Consider the following 24,362-nt stretch of genomic DNA (forward strand, 5'->3'; position numbering starts at 1 on the left):
TGATGCGCATCACAAAGTTGCGCAGTAAGTAATTCATCACAATCTGACGCAGAGCGTCACTGTGTGACGCCAGGCTTCACTTCAGGCGGCAATTCGAACACCTGGCGCAGGTACGAGAGGTAGCCCGGGTCGTCGCACATGCTCTTGCCGGGCGAGTCGCTGAGCTTGGCCACCGGCTGCCCATTGCAGCGGACCATCTTGATGACGATGTTGAGCGGCGTCGGGCCCAGATCGTTGGTCAGGTGCGTGCCGACACCGAATGCCACCTGGCAGCGACCACGGAAGTAGTCGTACAGGCGCATGACCTTGGTGATGTCCAGGCCATCGCTGAACACCAGCACCTTGCTGCGCGGATCGACGCGGCGCTGCTGGAAGTGGGCGAGCATGCGGTCGCCCCAGTCGAACGGGTCGCCCGAATCGTGGCGCACGCCGTCGAACAGCTTGCAGAAGTACATGTCGAAATCGCGCAGGAACGCGTCCAGGCCGACCACATCGGACAGCGCGATACCCAGATCGCCGCGGTACTCGCGCGCCCACGATTCCAGTGCAGCCACCTGCGAATCGCGCAGGCGCGGGCCCAGTGCCTGGAAGGCCTGCAGGTATTCGTGGGCCATGGTGCCGTGCGGGGTCATGCCGTACAGGCGGGCGAAATGCACGTTGCTGGTGCCGACCAGCTGCGGGCCGAGCGCATCGCGCAGCAGCGGCAGCAGGCGTGCGTGCCAGTCGCGCGAGTAGCGGCGGCGGCTGCCGTAGTCGGCAATGCGGCACTGTTCGAACCCCGGCGTATCGCGCAGCAGCGCGGCCTTGGCCTGCAGGCGGCGCTCGCCTTCGGCGAAATCGGCGGTGGTGGTGTTGCGGAACCAGACTTCGTTGATGATCGCCAGCAGCGGTACTTCGAACAGGATGGTGTGCAGCCAAGGGCCGGTGATGTCCAGGTCGATCTCACCGGGCACGGTCTTCGACGGCTGCAGCTGGATGTACTTGCGGTCGAGGTGGAACAGCCCGAGGAAATCGGCGAAGTCCGGCTTCACGAAGCGCAGGCCGCGCATGTAGTCCAGTTCCGCATCGGTGAAACGCAGGCTGCACAGGTGGTCGATTTCTTCGTTGATCTGGTCGATGTAGCGCGCCAGGTCGATACCGGGGGTGCGGCACTTGAACCGGTACTGGACCAGGGCGCCGGGGTGCTGGTGCAGCACCGCCTGCATCATGGTGAACTTGTACAGGTCGGTGTCGAGCAGGGACTGGATGATGGCCATGGCGCAATTATGCGCCCGTTCGGGTGAACCGACGTTTCGCGGATGGTGCCATGTAGAGCCGAGCCGATGCTCGGCTGCTCCTGCCTCATGGCGTCATGAGCCCGGACCGGAAAGCAGCCGAGCGTGGGCTCGGCTCTACAGGGATCGGAGCGTCTTGCGCAGCAACCCTGGTGGCGGGGAGCATGTGTAGAGCCGAGCCGATGCTCGGCTGCTCTTGCCTCAGGCGTCATGGGCCCGGAACGGAAAGCAGCCGAGCGTGGGCTCGGCTCTACGGGGAACGGAGCGTCATGGGCCCGGAACGGAAAGCAGCCGAGCGTGGGCTCGGCTCTACAGGGATCAGAGCGCCTTGCGCAACAGCCTCGGTACCTGCACCAGAGCGTGCGCCCAGATCGCGCCCCACACGGCGGCTTTCACCGGCAGCGAGCGCTGGCGGGCTTCGAACTTGCTGAAGTAGCGCCACAGGCCACGGTGCTTGTGCCATTCCACGAAGAACGGCCGCGAGCGGCTGGAAACACCGCGCACGTGGGTGACCTGCAGGTCGTTGGCGATGGCCACCACTCCGCCCGCGTCGCGCACGCGGCGGCACAGGTCCAGGTCTTCGGCATGCAGCCGGTAACCGGCATCCCAGCCACCGATGCGGTCGAACAGGGCACGCGGCATCAGCAGCAGCGCGCCGGACAGCGCCGGCACCGTCTGCAGCGACTGGGCCGGATCACGGGCGATGGCCAAGCGCGCACCGCGCCCTGGCGAACGCAGCATGGCCAGGAAATCAGGATCGCGGCGGCGCACGGCGTCATCGGCGATGCCGTGCTCGTCCACCTGCTCCACACCCAGCAGGCAATCGCCCAGGGGGGCCGCACGGTCGCGCAGTGCGGCCAGGGTCTCCTCTTCCACCAGCAGGTCGGGATTGATGAAGGCCAGCCATGGGCTGACCGAATCGGCCACACCCTGGTTGTTGGCGGCGGCGAAACCGGGATTGTCCGGGTTGCCGATGAAGCGCACGCGCGGATCATGGCTGGCGTGGCGCTGGACGATTTCCAGCGTTTCGTCGTGCGAACCGTTGTCGACCACGCGGATCTCGGCCACATCCTGTGCCTGGCGCAGCCGTGACAGGCAGGCATCGATGGTGCTGCCGCTCTGGTAGGTAACGACGATGGCGGCAATGCTGGACTTCAAGCGGACGGCTCCGACGGCGTGGGCGTGGCGAACAGGTCGCCCTGGTCACGCGGCATTATCGCCTGCTGGAGCCGCTGCTGCAGGTCCTGGCGCAGCGTGTGCAGCGGGTCGTGCATGAGGAAGTCAGCCAGCCGCGGCATCCAGCCGGGCCAGCGCGCGGCCAACGCTTCCAGATCGCCCTCGCGGCTGACGGCTTCACCGGCGCGGCTGACGAAGGCGTTCTCGCACAGCACGTTGCGCCAGCCCAGCCCGGCCATGCGCAGGCTGAGATCGACCAGCGCCGCGTTCCAGCCCAGGTAGCTGTCGATGTCCAGGCCACCGGCACGGCGGCGCGCATTGCCACGGACCAGCACCGCATGGGTTACCGCCGAGGGCAGTTCCGGATGCAGGTTGGGCAGGGCCGCGCAGGTATGGGCCAGGGTACTGACATCGGTCGGTTCCGGATTGATTTCCCCCAGCCGTGGCCACGCCGCGGTTTCGCCGGCGTTGCACCACGGGGTAGCGGTGGCGATGGCCGCATCGCGTGCGAAGGCGGCCTGCAGCTGTTGCAGCCAGCCTGGCGCGGGCAAGCTGTCGGGCGCGAGCACGGCCACGTCCAGGCCCTCGCAGGCGCGCAGCATTTCATCCAGGTGGGCGACCTCGCCCAACGGCCGCGCGCGGCGGGTGTATTCGGCCTGCAGCGGCGTATGCGCCAGCCAATGCTCGACCACGGCCTGCGCCCGCGGCCCGGCCTGGGCATCATCGGCCAACCAGACCGCCGTTCCCGCGGCGGTACCGGCATCCAACGCGGCCAGGCAGCGGTCGAGTGCAGCATCGTCCACGCCCAGCGGCAACAACACGATCGCCCCCATCCCGCCTCCGTGGTAGTCGCTGGCGGTAGCGTAGCACCGGCAGGGCTGCGCCCTGCACCCGCAGAGGCAACGTCCATGGCCAGAGCCGAAGCAACGGCAGAAGCGGGTTTCCTGAGGGTGGGCGGGGTGGGTCCGGTTGAGGGGGACGCTGCAAGTACGTCCATGTAAGCTCGGTCACCGCATCCATGCGGCTCACGCCCCCTCAACCGGACCCACCCCGCCTTCGACAGTTTCCTGCGATCTGTCGGAACAGGGGGTCGGATCCCGTTGCTGCGCAACGGGCTCCGACCCCAGATGAATTTCGATATCTGACAGATTTCATCCACGCATGGCGTGGATCTACTGGCGTTCTGCTTTGGTAAGTTTCGACTTTGGTCGACACGGATGAATTCATTCGATATCTGATGGAAAAATCGTGTCGACCAAGGTCGACACCTACCAAGAGCCGCCGTTACCAACCGCCGCGGGAATCTGTCGGCGGTAGGGCGGTGTGGGTGGGCAGGACCGCAGGCGCCATGGATGGCGCCTACGAGCCCCCATGGGTGAGGGCGCTTTGCTTGCGAAGCACCGCTTCGCAAGCGCCCGAACGCCCAGCCGCCAGCGGCTGGGCCGGACCCCGGAGGGGGGTTTACGGCGTGTCCTGCCCACCCACACCGCCCCGCCCAACACACAGAAAGCCAGCACCGCTTTTGACGTTGACGTTGACGTTGATTCGGCAGGTGCAGGGCTGCAAGCCCTGCCCCAAAAAACCCTACTTCTTGCGCTCGCGGGTGGGGAACGGCTCCATCGCCCGGAAACGGTTGCTGTATTCGTCCGTGAGCGAACGCGCTTCCTGCCCGTTGCGCACAATCGTCGGGGTCAGCAGCACGATCACTTCCGAACGCTTGTTCACCTTGCCCTTGCTGCCAAACAGACCGCCGATGATCGGCAGGCGGCTCAGGCCCGGGACACCGTTGGAGGTGTCTTCATCGGAGTTGGTGATCAGGCCGGCCAGCATGATGGTGTCACCGCTCTGCAAAGCCGCCTCGGTGGAAATCTTGCGGGTGTTGATCGGCGGGTTGCAGGTGCTCTTGGTCGGGTCGCAGCCGGCCGGGGTTGCACCGGCCGAGCTGACTTCCTGCACGATGTCCAGGAACACCACGCCATCGCGGGTGATGCGCGGGCGCACCTTGAGGATCACGCCGGTATCCAGGTACTGCACCTGGCTGTAGGTGCTGTCGCTGATGCCGGTGTTGACCGACACCGAGTTGATCGGAATCTTGGTGCCAACGTTGAGCTGCGCTTCGGCGTTGTTGCGCACGAAGATGGACGGGGTCTGCAGCAGGCGCAGGTTGGTTACCTTGTCCAGCGCGCTGACCACCGCTGCGGCGTTCTTGCCCAGGAAGGTCCAGCCGGTTTCGCTGCCGGTGATGGCGCCGGCGAAACTGCCCCAGATGTTGCGGCCCAGCGCACTCGGCAGGGTTGCACCACCGGTGGAACCGGTGAAGTCCTGGCCCTGCACGGCGTTCTCGAAGAACCAGTTGACGCCGTACTTCAGGTCGCCGGTGAGGTCCACTTCGGCCACCTGCGCTTCGATGTGCACCTGCATCGGCATCACGTCGAGCTTTTCGATGACTTCGCGGATCGAGCGCCAGGCCTGCGGGGTGGCGCGTACCAGCAGGGCATTGGTTTCTTCCACGGCGGAGACGCCGACGGTGTCGCCTTCCACATCCAGGCTGACGCTGATGTTGCCTTCCTGGCGCTGCGGCAGGTTCAGGGTGCTGGCCATGCCGCCGCTGCCACTGGACGTGGTGCCGGTGCCACCGACGCTGCCGACGTCGTTGTTCATGCCGGTGCTCTGGCCGCGGCTGTCCACCTGCATGGGCGTTGCGCCCGGTGCCAGGCCGGCGCTGGCGCCGCGGCTGTTGCGGTTGTTGCTGCTGGCAAAGGCTTCAGCCAGGCGCTGGGCCAGGTCGCGGGCCTTGATGTAGCGCAGTTCGTAGGAGAACAGGCGGGCGCTGCCACCGGCGGTATCGATGCGGTCCAGCCACTGCTGGATCTGGTCCAGGTAACGCGCCTGCGGGGTGATGACCAGCACGGCGTTGGCGTTTTCCAGCGGCAGGAAGCGGAACATGCCCGCGCTGGGTGTCTTGCTCTCTTCGCCGAAGATCTTTTCCAGGTCGTTGGCCACCTGTTCGGCCTTGCCCGACTGGATGGGGAACACGCCCACCGACATGCCCGACAGCCAGTCGACATCGAAGATCTCGACGGTGTGCAGGTAGTTTTCCAGTTCGGCGCGGGTGCCGCCCAGGGTGATGACGTTGCGCCCGGTATCGACGTTGACGATGGCGTTGGGGCGCGCGTACGGCTCCAGCACCTTCTTCATTTCACTGGCGGAGATGAACTGCAGGGGCACCACCCGCACTTCGAAGCCGCGGGCACTGGAGGCCGGTGCGGTGCTGGGCGCGACGGTGCCGGCCAGGGCCTGGTCGGCGGCGACGATGTTGTAGCGTCCACCGCTGTAGACCATGCGGGCGTTGTTCCAGCCCAGCACCATTTCCAGCAGGTTCAGTGCCTGCGCCGGCGATACCGGCTTGGGCGTGGCCAGGGTGACCGTGCCCTGCACGCCCGGGGCGATCACATAGTTCTGGCCCAGCATGTCGCCCAGGATGGCCTTGACCACCGCATGCACCGATTCGCCTTCGAAGTTGAAGGTAGCGCTGCCGCCGCTGGCGGCATTCAACGCCGACGATGGGGCGCGTGCGGCCTGGCGGTTGATCATGGTGCCGCTGCCGCGGCGGATCACCGCCTGCGGTGCACCGGCGGCGGCATCACCTTCGACCACCTGTGCCTGCGCATCGGCGGCGGCCGCCTCGGTGGCCGTGGGGGGGGCGGTGGGACTGCGATGGACGTGCGGGCCGGACACGGTGGCGCAGCCGACCAGCAGCGTCAGGGCGAGGGACCAGGGAAGAAAACGCAGGTTCATGCATTCACTCTATCGGTTGGTGCCATCGCCCGGGGGCGGCGACGGTTGTTGCTGCTGTTGCTGCAGCTGACGGCGGCGGGCCTGGATGCGTTCGCGGATGGCCTGCATCTGCGCTTCGCTGGGGCCGTTGTTGTTGGCGGCGGCGGACGCCGCGGCGGGCGGCACGCCACCGGCGGTTGCCGGTTGCTGGCGCGGCACGTTGCCATCGGTGGCACGGGCGTTGGCCTGATCCTGTGCGGGCGGCGGCGGCTGCGGTGGCACGGCACCGGCCGGCGGCACGGCACCGTTGGCCCCGCGCAGCACGGTGGGCGGCTCGCCGCCCTGGCCGTTGAAAGTGGCCAGTTCCAGCACCTGGCTGCCACCGGGGCCGATCACCGTGGCCTGGCGCGGTTCCAGCGCGACCAGCTGCCAACCGTCGACGGCTTCGCCGTTCAGGCGCAGGCGCAGCGAACGGTTCTGTTCTGTGGTGAAGGTGCCCATGCTGAAGCTGTCGGTCAGCAGCACGCCGGTCAGGCGCAGCGCGGCGCTGGCCGAGGGCTCGTTGCCGCCCAGCAGGTAGGGGCGCGGCCGACGGTCTTCAGCAAACAGCGGGCGTTCGCCGATGGCGCTGTAGCTGTCGGCAGAGGCCATGCGTTCGGCCGCCACCGGCGGCAACGCCGGCAATGACGCCTGCGCGCCGGCATCGGCATCGGCCGCCGGCAGGTGGCTGCCCAAGCCGAAGCCGGTGGCCAGCCAGATGGCCCCGGCCCAGCCGGCCAGGGCCAGCAGGAAACCGGTACGCAGGGTGATCTGGTCAAGTTTCATCGGCCACCTCCGCCGCTGCGGCGGGCTCGGCAGCCGGTGCGGGTGCAGCCGCTGCGGGCGCCGGGGCGGGCGTCGCCGCCGCTGCGCCGGCTGCGTCGGCCGCAGCCCCCGGCAACAGATAGCCGGCCAGCTCGAAGGACACATCCAGGCCCAGCCCGGATTCGTTCGGCGATTGCTGGAAGCGCTGCGCGATCAGGCTCAGGTTGTCGACGAACAGGCGCGGGCTGCCGGTTTCCAGGCTGTGCAGCACGGTGGCCAGCTCGGCCACGCCGCAGCGCAGCCGCACCTGCATGGCCACGCGCACGAATTCGGCATCACGGCGGTTGTCGGTGAGCGGGGTGCGGTTGCTGATGGTGCAGCTGCGGTTGCCCGGGCTGGCCGTGGCCACCGCGTCCTGCAGGCGCGCGCCCAGTGCGGCGGCGGCGGCTTCAGCGGTGGCTTCCTGCAGGAAGCCCGGCCGTTGCTGCAGCGCTTCGCGGGTGGCGCGCAGGCGTTGTTCGATCTGCGGCTGCTGTTGCAGCTGCGCCTGCACGCGCTGTTCGCGTTCGCGCAGCGCGGCAACATCGGCGTTGATGTCAAGCAGCGGCTGGGTGAACCACGGGTGCACCAGCAGCAGATAGGCCAGGCCCAGCACTGCCAGCAGCAGTGCCAGCGCCAGCCAGCGGTCACGGCGTGCGCTTGGCATCGGCATCGGCCGCCTCCTTGGCAGGCGCCGCGGCGGCGGCGGCGGGCAGCGGCTGCAGTTCGGCGGTCAGGGTGAAGCGGTCGCGGCCACTGCCGGCACCATCGGCCTGCAGCACGCCGGTCAGGTTGACCTTGCGCCACTGCGGCGCGTCCTGCAGCAGCTGCACCAGCTGCGACGCTTCGCTGCTGAGGCCGATCAGCTGCAGGTTGTTGTTCTCCACGGCCAGCTTTTCCAGATAGGTGCCATTGGGCAGGCGCTGGGTGAGCTCGTTCCACAGCTCGACCGTGCTGGCCCGCTGCGCACGCTGCTTTTCCAGGAAGGCGGCACCGTCCAGCAGCGCCTGCAGCTGGCTGCGTTCGCTGGCCACGCCGCGTGCACTGCGCGCGCTCCTGTCGACCTGCTCGCGCAGCGCATCGGCGGCCGCGCGGCGGTTGTCCAGCAGCTGTACGGCGGCCAGCACCAGCATCACCACGGCAGCCAGGCCGATCAGCAGGTTCCAGCGCCGCATCGGGTCCGGGCGCTGCTGGCGCTGTGCCTGCGGCAGCAGGTTGACCTGCAACGGCTGGCCCTGCGCGTCCAGCGCATCGACACCGGACAGTGCATCGGCCCACGCGCCGACCTGGCTGCGCCAGGCCTCGAGCTGGCGCAGCGGCCAGGCCACCAGTTCCACCTGCAGGTGGCCTTCACCGGCACTGCCGCGCTCACGCACGTCATAGCTCACCTGGCTGGCTTCGAACGGGGTCTGCCGGTCGATCTCGTAGCCGACCACGGCATGCAGGCGATCGGCCGCCGCCGCCGGCAGGCGCAGGTTGCGGCGCAGCACCTGGCTGTCGGCCAGCAGCCACACCCGTGGCAGGCTGCGCAGCCGCGCTTCCAGCACCCGGTCCAGATCGGCCGGCTGCACCGGCCATGGCAGGCGCACCACCGGTTCCAGGCGTTCACCGACATCGCGCCAGACCTGCAGCTGCCCCTCCTGCGGCTGCAGCAGCAGGCGCGTCTGCGACCAGCCCAGCGCCCACTGCCAGCGCACCGGCACCCAGGCCAGCAAAGACTGCCGCCACCAGCGCAGGAAACGGCCCGCACCGGGGCCGATCCGCCCCTGCACCTGCCGCAGGCTGTCCTGCCAAGCCGTCATCGTGCTGCCATTCCCTGCTCCCAGCGAAGCGCCGTGTAGGTTCGTCCGGGCACTCCGCCCGATCCATTGCGTACCACCGCCTGCAGGACCGACAGGCGTCCGCTGCCGTCGGTGGCACGGGACTCGATACTATAGGTGCCGCTGCCGCTGGCAAGCGTTGACGGCGCAGCTCCGGAATCTTCGTCACGCTCCTGCTGGGCGCGCTGGGCCATTACCTGCTCGGCATCCAGGCCCAGCGCGGTCAATACCGGCGCACCGGCCACCCGCGGGTCCGGCCGCGCCTGGCGGCTGTACAGCGTCACGTACGGCAGCATGGCCGTATACAGCGAAGCACGCATGCCCAGCACCCGCTGCAGTTCGCCCAGGGATTCAAAGCGTTTGTTGCGCGGGCCATAAGGCAGCCCCGCCGCTGCGTAGTCCGACGCCTCGGCGCCGCCCCCCGGCTGCAGCAGGCTGTCCTCGTCGCGCCAGTCGATGATCGCGCCGGCCAGTTGCCGGGCCTGCGCGGACGGCTCGCCCAGGGCCTGCAGAAAGCCTGCCAGCAGGGTGGCGTCGGCCAGGTTCAGGTTGATCTTGCCGTTCTCGTCCACCACCCGGATCTCGATGCGGGCATCGTCGTACTGCCAGCGGTACGTGCGGCCGTCGGCCTGCCAGGCCGGGCGCTGCGGCTCCTGGCGCAGGCGCAGCAGCGCGTATTCCAGGCCGGCACGTGCCCGTTCCTGGCCACGCGCATCGTCATCCAGCACGCGCTGCTGCAGATGCTCCACGCGTGCGCTCAGAGCGAAGGCCCCGACGAGTGCGGTCATCAGGGCGATCAGCCACAGCACCAGCACCAGGGCGGCACCCCGCTGGGCCTTCATCGCGCACCTCCGCTGCCGCCGGTACGCGGCGCCACCACCAGCGGCGGCCACGCAGCGCCCTTGGCTGGCACCACCTGCACCTGCACCAGCAACGGCAGGCGGCGGGTGTCGTCCCAGCGCGGCAACCAGTCGCTCAACTGCCCGGTGGCAGGATCGACACCGCGGTAGCGCAGCTGCACATCCTTCAATCCCTCGACCAGCACCTCCGCCGGCCGCGGCGGGGTTTCGGCAATGCGCTCGCCTTCCTGCAGCATCACCAGTTCCAGCAGCAGCCGGCGCTGGCCGTTGTTGCCGTCCACCTGCAGCGTATGCAGGTAGGGACCGCCGCGGCCGAGATAGCCGGGCAGATCGGCCACGAACTGCATGCTCTTCTCGTCGCCCTGGAAGAACACCGGTTCGCGGGTGGGATCGGGCACTTCGATCGGGCTGCGCAGGGCGCCGCCCAGTTGCCGCCGCAGCAGCGCGTGGACGGCACGCATGCGCTCGCTGTCGGCGGCGATCTGTTCGCCACGCTGGCTGACCGCCATGGCCGAACGCACGCTGGCAAATGCCAGCGCAAGGCCACCGGCCAGCAGCACGGTGGCCAGCATCACTTCCACCAGGGTGAAACCTGCGGCGCGGCGCTTCACTGCGCGGCCTCCAGGTCCGGCGGCAGCAGGCGCAGGCTGCGCCAGTGCATCTGTTCGCGTTCGCCGTCGCCCCAGCGCACCTGCAGCTGCAGCTCGGCCAGCCACGGCGCGCCGGGCGACGCCTGGGGTGCTGCGGCCGCCGCACGCGGTTCGGTCCATGGCTGCACCTGCAGCTGCCACTGGTAGCGGCCCTGCTCCCATTCGCCGTTCTGGCTGCCGGCCTGCAGCGGTGCATCCACGCCTGCACTGGCCAGCAACGACTGCGCATGCAGCACCGCGCGTGTGCGCAGTTCGGCCTCGCGCACCTGGCGAGCGCCCCCGGACAGGCTGCCCAGCAGCAGGGTCAGGGCCAGCCCCAGCAGGGCGAAGGCCACGATCACTTCCAGCAGGGTGAAGCCACGCGCCTGCCGCTTCATTGCGCCCGCCACGGACCGGACCGCACTTCACCGGTCAGCCAGCCAACATCGATGCGCCATTCGGCGGCATCGCGCTGCAGGCGGATGCGGCCGCCGCTGGAGCCACCATCGGGATGGAACTCGATCACGCCCTGCCCCGGTGAATCGGTGAGCTGCGCCGCACCTTCGAACACCACCTGCACTGGCTCGGGCACCGTGCCGCGGTGCTGGTTCGCCCCTTGCCAGCGGTGCTCGGCCGGTTCAATCACGAAGCGCTGCGGTTCGCCGCGGGCGATGGCCTGCGCGCGCACCATGCGCAGCTGGTTGGCGATGTCCTTGCCGGCGCTGCGCAGCTGCATGCCGGCGAAGCCGCGCGACAGGCCGGCAGCAGTGATCAGGCCGATGGCCGCGATCAGCGCGATCACCAGCAGCATTTCCAGCAGCGACAGCCCCGCCGCGCGCCTGCCTTGCAGGCGCGGCCGTGGCAACCGGCGCGGCAGGACCTGCATCATCGCGGCTCAGGGCTGGTAACGGATATCGGCGTCGACACTGCTGCCGCCGGCCTTGCCATCCTTGCCCAGGCTGATCAGCTCGTAGGCCTGGCCCTCGCCCGGGGCGCGGTATTCCAGCGCGTGGCCCCACGGGTCGTTGAGGTCGGCCTGCTTGGCATACGGGCCCAGCCAGCCACCCACGCCGGCCGGCGCGGCCACCAGGTCGTTCAGCGAACCCGGCAGCTTGCCGGTGTCGATCTGGTAGTTGTCGATCTTCGAGGCCACGGTCTGCACCTGCGCCTTGGCGATGTTCGCCTTGCCACGGTCGGCGCCGCCCAGCACGCGGCTGGCGACCAGGGTCAGCACCGCGCCGATCAGCACGATGACGATGATGATTTCCAGCAGGCTCATGCCGGACTGGTGGCGCGCGGCAGTGAAGGAAAGGCGGATCGGTCGACGGGAAGCAATCATGGTCGGTCCTTTCTGTTGCGGGATGTCGGGGTTGCAGGGAAAACCATCGTCAGCCGATGGCGTTGGTGAGGTCGTACAGGGGCACCAGCACGGCCACGATCACCGCACCGACCACCGAGGCCAGCACCAGGGTGATGGCCGGGACCATCGCCGCCAGCAGGCGGTCGATGCGGCGCGCGCTGTCCTGTTCGAAAGTATCGGCGGCCTTGAGCAGCATGGTGTCCAGCGCACCGGATTCCTCGCCGACCTGGATCATCTGCAGGGCCAGGCGCGGGAAGCGCTTGCCCCGTGACAGCGCCAGCGACAGGCCGGCGCCGTTCTTCACTTCGTCGGCCGCGGTTTCCACATCGGCCACCAGTGCGCGGTTGCCCAGCACGTTGCGGGCGATGCCCAGCGCACCCAGCAGCGGCACGCCGTTGCGCAGCAGGGTACCCAGGGTGCGGGCCAGGCGCGCGGTCTCCAGCTCGCCCAGCAGGCGGCCGATACCGCGCCGCTGCAGCAGCCAGCCATCCAGGGCCAGGCGGAACACCGGTTGCCGCAGCTTGCGTTCAAGGATCAGCACCAGCACCGCCGGTACCACCAGCAGCAGGATCCACCAGTCGCGCACGAACAGGCCCAGCTGCAGCACCGCATTGGTGAACCACGGCAGGGCGACATCCAGGCTTTCGTACATCTGCGCGAACTGCGGCACCACGTAGCCCAGCAGGAACAGCAGCGCACCGCCCACCACCACCAGCAGGATGGCCGGGTAGACCAGTGCGTTGATCACTTTGCCCTGCAGCGCGCGGCTGCGTTCGAGGTAGTCGGCCAGCCGCTGCAGGGTGTCGTGCAGGCTGCCGCCGGCCTCGCCGGCACGCACCATGTTCACGTACAGGCGCGAAAACAGGCCGTGCTGGCGTTCCAGTGCGGTCGACAGCGGCGCACCGCCGCGCACCACGTCGCGGATATCGGTGATCGCGCGCCGCGAGCGTTCGTCTTCGGGCAGGCCGAGCAGGATAGACAGCGCGCGGTCCAGCGGCTGGCCGGCACCCAGCAGGGTGGCCAGCTGCTGGGTGAACTGCAGCAGGGCCGCGCCCTGCAGCGGGCGCGGGCGGAACAGGCCGCGCAGGCTGCTGCTGCCCACGCTGGCACCATCGGCCAGCCGGGTTTCCATCGGCAGGTGGCCCTGGTCCTGCAGGCGCGCGATCAGCTCGGCCTCGCTGGCCGCCTCCATCTGCCCGTCGAACACTTCGCCGTGCGGGTTCAGCGCCTTGTAGCGATAGGTGGGCATGTCAGCGGCGATCTCCGGCGCGCATCAACCCTCCTCGGTCACGCGCAGGACTTCCTCGATGGTCGTCTGCCCGCTCAGGGCCTTGGCCAGGCCGTCTTCGTACATGGTGCGCATGCCGGCCTCGCGCGCGATGCGTTCGATCTCGCCCATGCCATCGCGGCGCATCACCGCGCGCCGCAGCGCGTCGTTCATCACCAGGAATTCCATGATGGTGGTCCGGCCCAGGTAGCCGGTCGGCGCCAGCGCCGAGGGCTTCGGGCGGAACAGGTGGATCGTCCCCTGCGGCTGCAGGCGGCGCAGCTCGAAACGTTCGATTTCCTCCGGCGAGGCTTCATAGCGCTCGGCGTGGGTGGGCTCCAGGCGGCGCACCAGGCGCTGGGCCAGGATGCCGTTGATGGTGGAGGTGAGCAGATAGTCCTCCACGCCCATGTCGAGCAGGCGGGTGATGCCGCCGGCCGCGTTGTTGGTGTGCAGCGTGGACAGCACCAGATGGCCGGTCAGCGCGGACTGGATGGCGATGCGCGCGGTTTCCAGGTCGCGCATTTCGCCGATCATGATGATGTCCGGATCCTGGCGCACGATGCTGCGCAGCGCATTGGCGAAGTCCAGGCCGATCTGCGGCTTGGCCTGGATCTGGTTGATGCCCTCGATCTGGTACTCGACCGGGTCTTCGACGGTGATGATCTTGACGTCGGCGGTGTTGAGCTGGCTCAGTGCCGTGTACAGCGTGGTGGTCTTGCCCGAACCGGTCGGGCCGGTGACCAGCAGGATGCCATGCGGCTGCTCCAGTACCTTGCGGAACTGCGGCAGGAAGGCATCGGTGAAGCCCAGCCGGTGGAAATCGAACACCACGGTTTCGCGGTCCAGCAGGCGCATCACCACGCTTTCGCCGTGCGCGGTGGGCACGGTGCTCACGCGCAGGTCCAGTTCCTTGCCCTGCACGCGCAGCATGATGCGGCCGTCCTGCGGCAGGCGGCGCTCGGCGATGTTGAGCCGGGCCATGATCTTGATGCGGCTGATGACCGCAGCGGTGAGGTTGGCCGGCGGGCTTTCGCCTTCAACCAGCACGCCATCGACGCGGTAGCGCACCTTCAGGCGGTTCTCGAACGGTTCGACGTGGATGTCCGAGGCGCGCAGTTCCACCGCGCGCTGGATGACCAGGTTGACCAGGCGGATGACCGGCGCTTCGGAGGCGAGGTCGCGCAGGTGTTCGATATCGTCGACCGCGCCGCCCTCGCCGTCGGCGGTTTCCACGATTGCCCCCATCGCGCTGCGGCCCTGGCCGAACCAGCGTTCGACCAGATCGTCGATCTCCGCGCGCATGCCAAGCACCGGGCTGACCGGGACGCCCAGTGCCAGCTGCACGGCCTGCTGCGGGTACGCATCGTGGGCATCGGCCAGCCACAGCTGCACGCCGTGTTCATCCAGCGCCAGCGGGCATACATGGAACTGTTTCAGGAAACGCAGCGACAGCGGCAGGCCCTCGGCCAGCGACTGCGGCGGTGCTTCGGGCAGCTGTTTCGCTTCCAGCAGCGGCAGCCCCAGCACGTCGGCGCTGGTCTGAGCCTGGTCACGTTCGGACACCAGCCCCAGCCGCACCAGCAGGCCCAGCAGGCTGCCGCCGGCTTCGGCATGCAGCGGCCGTGCACGCGCCAGGTCCCCTTCCTTGAGGCGCCCGCGCGCCAGCAGCGCATCGAGGATGCGGCCTTCGGCGTCGTCGATGGCGGTGGCAGCGAGCGCGTTCACATGACTCTCCTGTCGATCGTTCCGACTTTAGCAGTTCAGCCGGGACTTCCGCTGTCCTGCGGCGGTGTTTCGCAAAAAGACGAAGCCCGTCACACCAGGGTGACGGGCTTCGCTTGTTCATTTACGACAGAACGATTGCAGGCTTACTGGGTCGCCAGGATGCTGACGCCACTGAAGGCCGCTTCGCCCACCACCTTCACGTAGTAGGTGCCGGCCACCGGCTTGGCTACGCGCACGGTTTCGGTGTTGCCCGGGCGGGTGGACTTGGCATCGTTGTCGGTGGCGGTGGGCACGCGGCCCTGCGCCAGGTACACCGACACGTTGCCGCTGCCACCATAGGTCAGCACGCTCAGCTGCTTGCCAGCGGTCGCTTCGAAGGTATACACCGCTTCGCTGCCGGCGGCGCCGGCCAGGTCACCGATGGCGACCTTGTTGGTCAGCGGGATGCCTTCCGGCTCGCAGTTCTCGGTGCACGGTTCCTTCAGTGCGGCATCCAGCGCGGCCTTGGCATCGACGATGCCGGTGCCGATCGGGGTCGCCGCCGGAATGGTGACCGGGAAACGACGGGCGGACTGCTTCAGCAGTGCCTCCATCGCCGCCGGGGACAGCGGGTCCTTGCCGTTGGCGGCCAGGGCGCTCTGCACCAGCGCGGCCACGGCGGCCACGTGCGGCGAGGACATCGACGTGCCGCCCTTGCCCATCAGCACCCACTCACCGGCGTCCGGGGTGGTTTCCGAATCGGAACCGACCTGCCAGATGTAGCCGTTCGGATTGCCATCGACGCTGCCGCCACCACCCGGTGCCGACAGGTCCACGACGGTGCCGTAGTTGGAGTAGTAGGTGATGCCACCGGTGACGCGGGTCGCGCCGACGGCCACCACGTTGTTGCAGCTGGCCGGGCGGTACTTGGAAGCGTTGTCGGTCTCGTTGCCGGCGGCGACCACCACCAGGGTGCCGCGCGAGACGGCGCCGTTGATCGCGTCCTGGTAGGCCGCATCACACGAACCGCCGCCGCCCAGGCTCATGTTGATGATCTCGGCCGGCGTGGTGTTGGCCGGAATGCCCGGCACGGTGCCACCGGAGGCCCAGGTGATGGCGTCGCTGATGTCGGCCAGGGTGCCACCGCACTTGCCCAGCACGCGCACCGGCAGCACCTTGGCCTTGTAGGCCAGACCGGCCAGGCCGACGCCGTTGTTGGTCACTTCGGCGATCGTGCCGGCCACGTGGGTACCGTGCCAGGAGCTGCCTTCCGGCTGCGAACCGGTGTAGCACTCGTTGGCCGTTTCCACCCAGTCGCCGTAGTCGGTCGCACCCGGGGCGCGGCCATCGGCCGGACGGCGCGAGGATTCCTTGTCGCTGATGAAATCGTAGCCAGGCAGCAGGTTGGTGCCGAAGTCCGGCACGCCCGGCAGGATGCCGGTGTCGAGCACGGCCACGACCACGCCTTCACCCTGGGCCACGTCCCATGCCGCCGGCGCGTTCACGCCGCTGGTGGCATTGAAGAAGTTCCACTGGTACTGGGCGTAGTTCGGGTCGTTGGGCACCAGCGCCGGCTGGGCATTGCCCGCGCGCAGGTCCGAACGCTGCAGGCGCACGTTGGCCACGGCGTACTGCACCGAGGGATCGGCGTTCAGTTCGGCCAGCACCTTCTGCATGTCGGCGCCGCCAAGCTTGGACTTCAGGCGGATCAGGTCACCACCGGTGCCCAGCTTGCGCTCGACCTGCGGCGACAACGACAGCGCACGGCTGGTGGTGCCGGTGCTGACGATGGCGCGCGACAGCGCCGACTGCACCACCGACAGCTTGCTGGAACGGTCGCTGGCAGCGGCCGTACCGTTCCTGTACTTGACGATGATGCCGTCCACGTTCTGCTGGCTGGCGCTGGCCACGCGCGCCGGCGCGGTGGCCGCACCCGGATTGATCGCATGGGCGGCGCCCACGCCGACGGTCAGCGACAGCACCGCGGCAGCCAGCACGTTGATGCGAAGGGTCTGCTTCTTGGTCACGTTCGAAATCCTCTTCAAGGTCATGGTTGAGCTTTCCTTCTCCTTCCGCAGCGCGGTTGGAGCTCATTACGGCCATCACTCCCTGCGGCTGCCCTGGCTGGCCCACCAGGGCTACCGTGCCTCGCCCCCTCAGGCCTCCACTGCTGTGACGTGCCGATGGCGGGCCGCCATCGGCACGTATCCCACGATTACCAGCCGAAGCCGGCGCCGACGCCCACCGAGGCGTCATCGCTGCTGAACGCACCACCGAAGGTGACCGTGGCGCGATCGCTGATCGCACGCTGGTAGCCCAGCGACATGGCCGATTCGCCACCCTGGAAACCGATGCCGACGCCGACCCGGTTCTGGGTGCGGATGCCGGCGGCGCTGGTGGCCATGTTGAGCATGGCCGCGCTCATCGCGCCCTGGCGGTCGATGCGGCGATCCATGTGGCGCAGGCGTCCGTCGACTTCGCCCTTGAACACATCGAAGCTGTCGCTGACTGCCTGCACGCGGCTGTCGGTGTAGCTGTTGGCGGTGGTGATGCCGCGGTCCAGCTGCCCCTTGTTGACCGCATCGGTGGCGGCGGTACCGGCGGCCACGTTGGTGACCTGGCGCTCGCTGCCCTCGCTGCCGACCGACACGGTGTTGGCACGATCGGCAACCGAGCCCTGGCCCAGCGCCACGGCGTTGGCTGCGGTTGCACTCGCGCCCTGGCCCACGGCCGTGGAGGACGCGCCGCTGGCCACCGCACCATCGCCGATGGTGACCGCGTTGAAACCGGAACCGGCCACGCTGGCGGTCTGCGCCGTCCCTGCCGACGCAGCAGTCGGCGTGCCCTGCACGCTGGCGGTGGCGCTGGCCGGCGCTGCATCGGCCACGCTGGCGGCGGTCATGCTGGTCGCGCCCTCTTCCAGCGGGGCGGCCGCTGCACGCAGGCTGGCGCTAGCGCTGCGTGCGCCACTGCCGCTGCCCGCCGTGCGCCGGTCGATCTCGCTGACCTTGCGGTCCAGCGCGCCCAGCGCGTCGCCCACGTTGTTGTAGGTCGAACCCTGGATCACGTAGTTCGGCGCGACGAACACACCCTGCATGCCGACGCTGGCACCGCCACCGAGGAAGCTGGCCGCATCACTGAGCGACTGGAACAGCTGGCCACCATTGATGGCCTGGCGGCTGCCGGCGGAGATGCTGCCGGCGCCGACATTGTCGACCGTGGTGCCCTGCATGCCGGCCAGGGTGAGCGTGTCACGGCTGGCATCGTCATAGCCCAGGGCGTTGGCGGCGCTGGATTCGACGGTGGCCATGCGCGAGTCGAAATCGCCGACGCGGGTTTCCACCGCACCCACGCGCTGGTTGGTGACATTGAGCTGCGAGCCGGTGACCGCGTCGCTGCTGCCAGCGGCGATCCGGCCGTCGGCAACATTGATGATGCGGCGGGTGGCCGGGCCCGCGGTGCCATTGCCACCGCCCACCGAGACCACGTTGGCTTCCACGGCACGCGAGCCGGCACCCAGGGCCACAGAATTGTTGCCGGTGGCACCGCTGTTGGCGCCCAGGGCCATCGCTGCATTGCCGAGGGCGGTGGCGCCGGTGCCCACCGCATTGCTGCGGGCGCCGCTGGCGCTGGCGTTGGCGCCGATGGCCACCGCGTCGGTGCCGGTGGCGCTGGCCGTGCCGGTGCCGTTGGCCTTGAAGCGCTGGCCGACCTGATCGGCGGTGGCGGCCACGGCATCCAGCTGGCCCTTGTTCACCGCATCGGTGGCTTCGCTGCCGGCCGCAACGTTGGTGATCTGGCGCTGTGCCGCCGCGTTGCCCACCGACACCGTGTTGGCACGGGGGGCCTGCGAACCGGCGCCCAGGGCCACGCTGTTGGCCGCGCTGGCGGTGCTGTTGGAACCCAGCGCCGTTGCGTCTGCGGCATCGGCCCACGCGTTCCAGCCGATGGCACTGGCGTAGTCCTCGGTGGCCCAGGCGCCGGCACCGAAGGCCGCCGCACCGGTTCCGCTGGCACGCGCTGGGATCAGGCCGAAGAAGGTGCTGCCACCGATGGCCACGCTCTCATCGCCGGTGGCTTCGCTGGACTGGCCCATCGCCACGGCATTGGCACCTGCGGCAGCGGCACCGAAGCCGACGGCCGTGGTGTTGGCACCGCTTGCGGCCGAGCCGTAGCCCAGCGCGGTGCCGAGGCGACCGCTGGCTTCGCTGTAGCCACCGACGGCGGTGGTGCCATCGGCCGAGGCCGCCGCGCGGAAGCCGCTGGCCAGCGACTGCGCGCCACTGGCCACGGTCTCTGCACCATTGGCCGTGCTGTAGACGCCGGTGGCCTGTGCCGCGTTGCCGGTTGCGGTGGTGCCGATTTCGCTGGCAACCGCCGCGCTGCCCAGCGCTGCACTGTTCTCGCCCGAGGCCTGCGCTTCATTGCCGACGGCAGCTGCATTGGCACCGGTCGCCAGGCTGTTGAAGCCGACCGCGGTGGCATTGGCGGCCAATGCAGTAGCACCGCTGCCGAGCGCGGTGGCACCGTTGCCGATGGCGTTGGCGGCCTCGCCGGCCGCCAGCGCGTTGTCACCTTCCACATAGGCGCCGGCATCGCTGTCGGCGCTGCCACTGGCCTGCACGTACTTGCTGGTGGTTTCGGCAGTGGCGGCCACTGCGTCCAGCTGGTCCTTGTTCACGGCATCGGTGCCTTCGGTACCGGCCGCGACATGGGTCACCTGGCGTTCGCCGCCGGCGCTGCCGACGGCCACCGTGTTGTCACGGTCGGCCCTGGAACCGGCACCGAGGGCAACGCTGTTGGCACCGTTGGCGGTGGCGCTGGCACCCAGTGCGGTCGTTTCGGCACCGTTGGCCCACGCATTCCAGCCGATGGCGGTGGCGTAATCATCGGTGGCCCAGGCGCCGGCACCGAAGGCCGCCGCGCCGTAGCCGCTGGCACGGGCCGGAATCAGGCCGAAGAAGGTGCTGCCGCCGATGGCCACGCTTTCATCGCCGGTGGCCTCGCTGGAATCACCCATGGCCACCGCGCTGGCGCCGGTGGCGGTAGCGAACACACCGGTGGCGGTGCTGTTGGCACCGCTGGCCACGGTGCCGTAGCCCAGTGCCGAACCGAGGCGGCCGCTGGCTTCGCTGTAGCCACCCACGGCGGTAGTGCCATCGGACGAGGCCGCTGCGCGGAAGCCGCTGGCCAGCGACTGCGCGCCGCTGGCAACCGCTTCGGCACCGTTGGCGGTGCTGTACACACCGGTGGCCTGCGCGCCGGCACCGGTGGCGGTGCTGCTGATTTCGCTGGCGACCGCACCGCTGCCCAGGGCAGCGCTGTCCTCGCCGCTGGCCTGTGCGTTCGTGCCGACGGCTGCGGCATTGCTGCCGGTGGCCAGGCTGTTCAAGCCGACGGCGGTGGCATTGGCGGCCAGGGCGGTGGCACCGCTACCGAGCGCGGTGGCACCCTCGCCGATGGCGTTGGCGGCTTCACCGGCCGCCAGCGCGTTGTCGCCTTCCACGTAGGCGCCGGCATCGCTGTCGTCGCTGCCGCTGGCCTGGAAGTACTTGCTGGTGGTGGCGGCAGTGGAGGCCACCGCGTCCAGCTGGTCCTTGTTCACCGCGTCGGTGCCTTCGGTGCCGGCGGCGACGTTGGTGATCTGGCGGGTATTGCCAGCGCCACCGACGGAGACGGTGTTGTCACGGTCAGCAATCGAATCGGCGCCGAGGGCCACGCTGTTGGCGCCCTGGGCTTCTGCCGCGTTACCCAGCGCGGTGGCGTTCGTGCCCGGTGCCCAGGCGCCACCACCCACGGCGGTGGAGTAGTCACCGGAGGCTTCGGTGGCGAGGATGCCGAACAGCGAACCACCGATGGCGACGCTGTTGACGCCGGTGGCCAGGCTGCCTTGGCCGGCGGCGGTGCTGTAACCGCCGGACGCTTCCGAATCACCGCCGAGAGCGACGCTGTTGGAACCGGAGGCGTTGGCGAAGTTGCCGAATGCGGTGGCGTTGAAGGCCGAGGCATTGGCATAGCCGCCGATGGCGGTGCTATAGCCGCCGGTGGCTTCGGCGCCGATACCGAACGCTGCCGAGGCCGTGCCGCTGGCCACGCTTTCGCTGCCGACGGCCGTTGCCGCTTCGCCGCTGGCGTTGCTGAAGTAGCCCACGGCCACGGCTTCTTCGCCGCTGGCTTCGGACAGCACGCCGCTGGCGGTGCTGCCGGCGCCGCTGGCCACGGCCGCCGCACCGAAGGCGGCACTCTGTTCACCGCTGGCTTCGCTTTCCGCACCGTGCGCGGTGGCGTATTCACCGGTGGCCTGCGCGTTGGCGCCGATGGCGCTGGCGTTGGCAGCGCTGGCCAGGGCATTGAAGCCCACAGCCTGCGCGTTGGTTGCCAGTGCGTTGGCGCCACTGCCCAGGGCCACCGCGCCATCGCCGATGGCGTTGGCCGATTCACCGGCCGCCAGCGCGTTGTCACCTTCCACGTAGGCGCCGGCATCGCTGTCGTCGCTGCCGCTGGCCTGGAAGTACTTGCTGGTGGTGGCGGCGCTGGCCGCGACCGCATCCAGCTGCGCCTTGTTCACCGCGTCGGTGGCCTGGCTGCCGGCGGCGACGTTGGTCACCTGGCGTTCGCTGCCGGCACTGCCGACCGACACGCTGCGGTCGCGGTCCGCCACCGAGCCTGCGCCCAGCGCTACCGCGTTGTTGCCGGCCGCGCTGCTGCCGGCACCGATGGCGATGGCGCTTTCACCGTCGGCCACCGTGTTGGTGCCCACGGCGATGCTGTTGATGCTGTTGCCCAGCGCCTGGAAGCCCAGGGCCACGCTGTTGTCGCCGTAGCTGAAGGCACCGCGGCCGATGGCAGTGGAGCTGACGCCGTTGGCCCAGCTGTTGTAGCCGAGCGACGTTGCGCCGTTGGCACTGGCCCATGCGGCTGGACCGAACGCCGATGCGTTGCGGCCGGTGGCCCAGGCACCGGCGCCGAAGGCGGTGGCACCCTCTTCGCTGGCGGTGCTGTAGCCACCTACCGCCGTGCTGTCGGCGGCCTTGGCGAAGGCACTGTCACCGACGGCGACGGCATAGCTGCCGGCGGCGCGCGACTTGCCACCGGCGGCGAAGCTGTTGTCACCGGTGGCCTGGGCGGCGTTGCCGTAGGCGCTGCTGCCGGCACCGGTGGCCTGCGCGGCGTTGCCCACCGCAGTGGACCCGGCCGAGGCGGTGGTCCCCACCTGCACCGGATTGCCCTCGTCATCCAGCAGCGGCTGGTTGTACTCATCGTAGGCCTGGCCCAGGCCGCCCACGGCCACTGCGCCATCCCCGTTGGCGAAGGTGTTGCGACCCACTGCCACGGTGTCGGCGCCGAGGGCACCTGCACCGGCACCCTGTGCGATCGCACCGGCGCCGATGGCGTTGCTGGCCGAACCGGCCGCGACCGCGCCTTCACCTTCGGCGTAGGCGCCGGCATCACTGCCTTCCTCGCCCTGCGCCTGGAAGAAGTGCGCGGTGGTATCGGCCGTGCTGGCCACCGCATCGAGCTGGCCCTTGTTCACCGCATCGGTGGCTTCGGTCCCGGCGGCCACGCTGGTGATCTGGCGTTCGTTGCCTTCGCTGCCGACGGCCACGCTGTTGTCGCGCACCGCTTCGGAGTTGGCACCGAGCGCAACGCTGTTCGCGCCACGCGCCGTGGCGTAGTAGCCCACCGCCGTGCTCTGCGCGCCACTGGCCCAGGTCTGCGCCCCCAGTGCGCTGGCGTTCTCGCCTGGCGCATAGGCGAAGTAGCCCACGGCCACCGACTCGGCACCCGACGCTTCGGTCAGGCTGCCGTTGGCCACCGCGTAATCGCCACTGGCGATGGCGCCGGCACCGACGGCGGTGGCAGCTTCGCCGCTGGCCTGGGTCTGCACGAAGAAGCCCAGGCCCGGAATCAGGTCGGCGGGGCCACCGATGGCCACGCTGCTGGTGCCGGTGGCGTTGCTCTGCGTACCCAGCGCGGTGGAGTAATCGCCCACTGCGTTGGCCACCGCACCGAAGGCCGATGCCTGCGCGCCGGCGGCATAGGCGCCCACGCCATACGACGATGCGGCGAAACCGCTGGCTTCGGCGCTGGCACCAACGGCGGTACCGCCGACGCCGGCGCTGGTCGCACCGGTTTCCACCGGCACGCCACCGCTGGTGATCAGCGGGTTGCCGTCTTCATCCACGGCCGCGCCGCCGACGGCCACGCTGCCCGGACCGGCAGCCTGGGCGTTGTTGCCGAAGGCGGCGCTGTTCTGGCCGGTGGCCAGCGCGTTGTTGCCCACGGCGGTGGCGTTCTGCGCCAGCGCGGTGGCACCGGCGCCGACGGCGGTGGTGCCGTTGCCGATCGCGTTGGCGGCTTCACCGGCAGCCAGTGCGTCATCGCCTTCGGCCAGCGCACCGGCATCGCTGTTGCTGCTGCCGGTGGCCTGGAAGCGCTTGGCGGTGGCATCGGCCACGGCCGCCACATCCTTCAACTGGCCGACGTTCACCGCGTCGGTATCTTCGCTGCCTGCGGCCACGCTGGTGATCTGCCGGGTCAGGCCGTACTCGGCCGCGCCCACCGACACGGTGTCGACGCGGTCGGCCAGCGAACCGGCGCCCAGGGCGACGCTGCCGGTCGCTACGGCAGCGGAATTGGAACCCAGTGCGGTGCTGAATTCACCGACGGCGGTGCTGAACGCCCCCACCGCGATGGAGGCTTCGTTGGCGGCGGTGGCGCCACGGCCGAGCGAAGTGCTGCCCGGGCCCATCGCCACGGCACCGGCACCGACGGCGGTAGCGCCATCGGCGCTGGCTTCGGACAGCGCACCCAGTGCGGTGGCCGCACCGTTTTCGCTGGCGGCCACGGCGCTGGCGCCGACTGCGGTGTCGCCCAGGCCGAACGCAGCGGCGCTCTGCCCGACCACCACGCTGGCATCGCCCAGCGCCAGTGCGTTCTGGCCGAAGGCGCTGGCGCCGAGGCCGGCGGCAATGGCCTGGGTGCCGACCGCCGTGGTGGCATTGGCCAGCGACTGGCTGCCGCTGCCGACTGCAATTGCACCCTGCCCGTCGATCTTCGCCGCGTCGCTGTCATCGCCTGCGCCGTCGGCCTTGAAGTAGCGGCTGCCCTCGGCGGCCGCGTTGGCCAGTGCGGCCTGGGTGGCGCGCGCCTGGGCATCCAGCTGTGCCTTGTTCACCGCGTCGGTGGCCTGCGTACCGGCGGCGACGTGGGTGACCTGGCGTTCCTTGCCGGCATCGCCGACGGACACGGTGTTGGCGCGGGTGGCCTTGGAACCGGCGCCCAGTGCGACGCTGTTGGCGCCGCTGGCACTGCTGCCGGTACCGACGGCGACGGCGTTGCTGCCGGCGGCGGTGGCGGTGCCATCCACCAGGCACTTGTCGACCACCTTGCTGTTGAGCACCACGCAGTTGGCGTTGCCGCCGATTTCCACCGACTGCGCGGCGGCGATGCCTGTTCCTCCCAGTCCCATGGCCAGGGCAAGCGCTGCGGCCAGCGTGACCGGCCGAACCTGGGTGCCATCACGGCGTTGGTCGACGACCCCGCCGCGTGCGTCGGAAGAGGCCAATTCCGAGGCCACCACCAACTGACCCAACGCTTTGTTCCAGACCTTGCGATAAATCCGATTCATCGGTACGGCTCCTGATTG

At 69.4% G+C, this 24,362-nt stretch carries 16 protein-coding genes; all 16 read right to left on the reverse strand.

All coding sequences use genetic code 11. The features are described 5' to 3' along the window. Positions 1 to 56: 56 nt before the first annotated feature. A complete protein-coding gene (gene pncB, locus ACM2ZB_RS12005) occupies positions 57 to 1,256 on the reverse strand; it encodes a nicotinate phosphoribosyltransferase (RefSeq protein WP_416055586.1) in 1,200 nt (399 codons plus the stop codon). 336 nt (positions 1,257 to 1,592) lie between these two features. Continuing rightward, the gene (locus tag ACM2ZB_RS12010) at positions 1,593 to 2,432 is read right to left on the reverse strand and encodes a glycosyltransferase family 2 protein (RefSeq protein ID WP_416055587.1); all 840 of its coding nucleotides are present in this window, start codon (positions 2,430 to 2,432) and stop codon (positions 1,593 to 1,595) included. Further along, positions 2,429 to 3,283 carry a glycosyltransferase family 2 protein gene (locus ACM2ZB_RS12015; RefSeq protein WP_416055588.1) on the reverse strand — a complete coding sequence of 285 codons (855 nt, stop codon included), beginning with the start codon at positions 3,281 to 3,283 and terminating at the stop codon, positions 2,429 to 2,431. The genes ACM2ZB_RS12010 and ACM2ZB_RS12015 overlap by 4 nt, the downstream gene beginning before the upstream one ends. 751 nt (positions 3,284 to 4,034) lie before the next feature. Further along, on the reverse strand, positions 4,035 to 6,248 hold the full coding sequence (gene gspD / locus ACM2ZB_RS12020; RefSeq protein WP_416055589.1) for a type II secretion system secretin GspD: 2,214 nt from the start codon (positions 6,246 to 6,248) through the stop codon (positions 4,035 to 4,037). Positions 6,249 to 6,257: 9 nt separating this feature from the next. Further along, the gene (locus tag ACM2ZB_RS12025; protein WP_416055590.1) at positions 6,258 to 7,052 is read right to left on the reverse strand and encodes a hypothetical protein; all 795 of its coding nucleotides are present in this window, start codon (positions 7,050 to 7,052) and stop codon (positions 6,258 to 6,260) included. After that, on the reverse strand, positions 7,042 to 7,743 hold the full coding sequence (gspM, locus tag ACM2ZB_RS12030; RefSeq protein WP_416055591.1) for a type II secretion system protein GspM: 702 nt from the start codon (positions 7,741 to 7,743) through the stop codon (positions 7,042 to 7,044). The genes ACM2ZB_RS12025 and gspM overlap by 11 nt, the downstream gene beginning before the upstream one ends. After that, positions 7,718 to 8,872: a PilN domain-containing protein gene (locus ACM2ZB_RS12035; RefSeq protein WP_416055592.1), complete on the reverse strand. Its 1,155-nt coding sequence runs from the start codon at positions 8,870 to 8,872 to the stop codon at positions 7,718 to 7,720. The genes gspM and ACM2ZB_RS12035 overlap by 26 nt, the downstream gene beginning before the upstream one ends. Further along, complete coding sequence (locus ACM2ZB_RS12040) at positions 8,869 to 9,732, reverse strand: general secretion pathway protein GspK (protein WP_416055593.1); 864 nt, start codon at positions 9,730 to 9,732, stop codon at positions 8,869 to 8,871. Before ACM2ZB_RS12040 ends, ACM2ZB_RS12035 begins: the two co-directional genes overlap by 4 nt. Further along, entirely contained in the window at positions 9,729 to 10,361 is a 633-nt protein-coding gene (locus ACM2ZB_RS12045) for a type II secretion system protein J (RefSeq protein ID WP_416055594.1), read from the reverse strand. Before ACM2ZB_RS12045 ends, ACM2ZB_RS12040 begins: the two co-directional genes overlap by 4 nt. Beyond that, on the reverse strand, positions 10,358 to 10,777 hold the full coding sequence (gene xpsI, locus ACM2ZB_RS12050; RefSeq protein WP_416055595.1) for a type II secretion system protein XpsI: 420 nt from the start codon (positions 10,775 to 10,777) through the stop codon (positions 10,358 to 10,360). Before xpsI ends, ACM2ZB_RS12045 begins: the two co-directional genes overlap by 4 nt. Next, positions 10,774 to 11,268 carry a type II secretion system protein XpsH gene (gene xpsH, locus ACM2ZB_RS12055; RefSeq protein WP_416055596.1) on the reverse strand — a complete coding sequence of 165 codons (495 nt, stop codon included), beginning with the start codon at positions 11,266 to 11,268 and terminating at the stop codon, positions 10,774 to 10,776. The genes xpsI and xpsH overlap by 4 nt, the downstream gene beginning before the upstream one ends. Before the next feature lie 6 nt (positions 11,269 to 11,274). Then, positions 11,275 to 11,718 carry a type II secretion system major pseudopilin GspG gene (gene gspG, locus ACM2ZB_RS12060; RefSeq protein WP_313443247.1) on the reverse strand — a complete coding sequence of 148 codons (444 nt, stop codon included), beginning with the start codon at positions 11,716 to 11,718 and terminating at the stop codon, positions 11,275 to 11,277. 49 nt (positions 11,719 to 11,767) lie between these two features. After that, complete coding sequence (gene xpsF, locus ACM2ZB_RS12065; protein ID WP_416055597.1) at positions 11,768 to 12,988, reverse strand: type II secretion system protein XpsF; 1,221 nt, start codon at positions 12,986 to 12,988, stop codon at positions 11,768 to 11,770. A 24-nt stretch (positions 12,989 to 13,012) separates the two neighbouring features. After that, positions 13,013 to 14,734: a type II secretion system ATPase GspE gene (gene gspE / locus ACM2ZB_RS12070; RefSeq protein ID WP_416055598.1), complete on the reverse strand. Its 1,722-nt coding sequence runs from the start codon at positions 14,732 to 14,734 to the stop codon at positions 13,013 to 13,015. Between the two features lie 143 nt (positions 14,735 to 14,877). Beyond that, on the reverse strand, positions 14,878 to 16,764 hold the full coding sequence (locus tag ACM2ZB_RS12075; protein ID WP_416055599.1) for a S8 family peptidase: 1,887 nt from the start codon (positions 16,762 to 16,764) through the stop codon (positions 14,878 to 14,880). Positions 16,765 to 16,928: 164 nt separating this feature from the next. Beyond that, a complete protein-coding gene (locus tag ACM2ZB_RS12080) occupies positions 16,929 to 24,344 on the reverse strand; it encodes an ESPR-type extended signal peptide-containing protein (RefSeq protein WP_416055600.1) in 7,416 nt (2,471 codons plus the stop codon). Positions 24,345 to 24,362 lie beyond the last annotated feature (18 nt).

The sequence above is a fragment of the Stenotrophomonas maltophilia genome, assembly GCF_047782825.1.
Taxonomy (GTDB): Bacteria; Pseudomonadota; Gammaproteobacteria; order Xanthomonadales; family Xanthomonadaceae; genus Stenotrophomonas.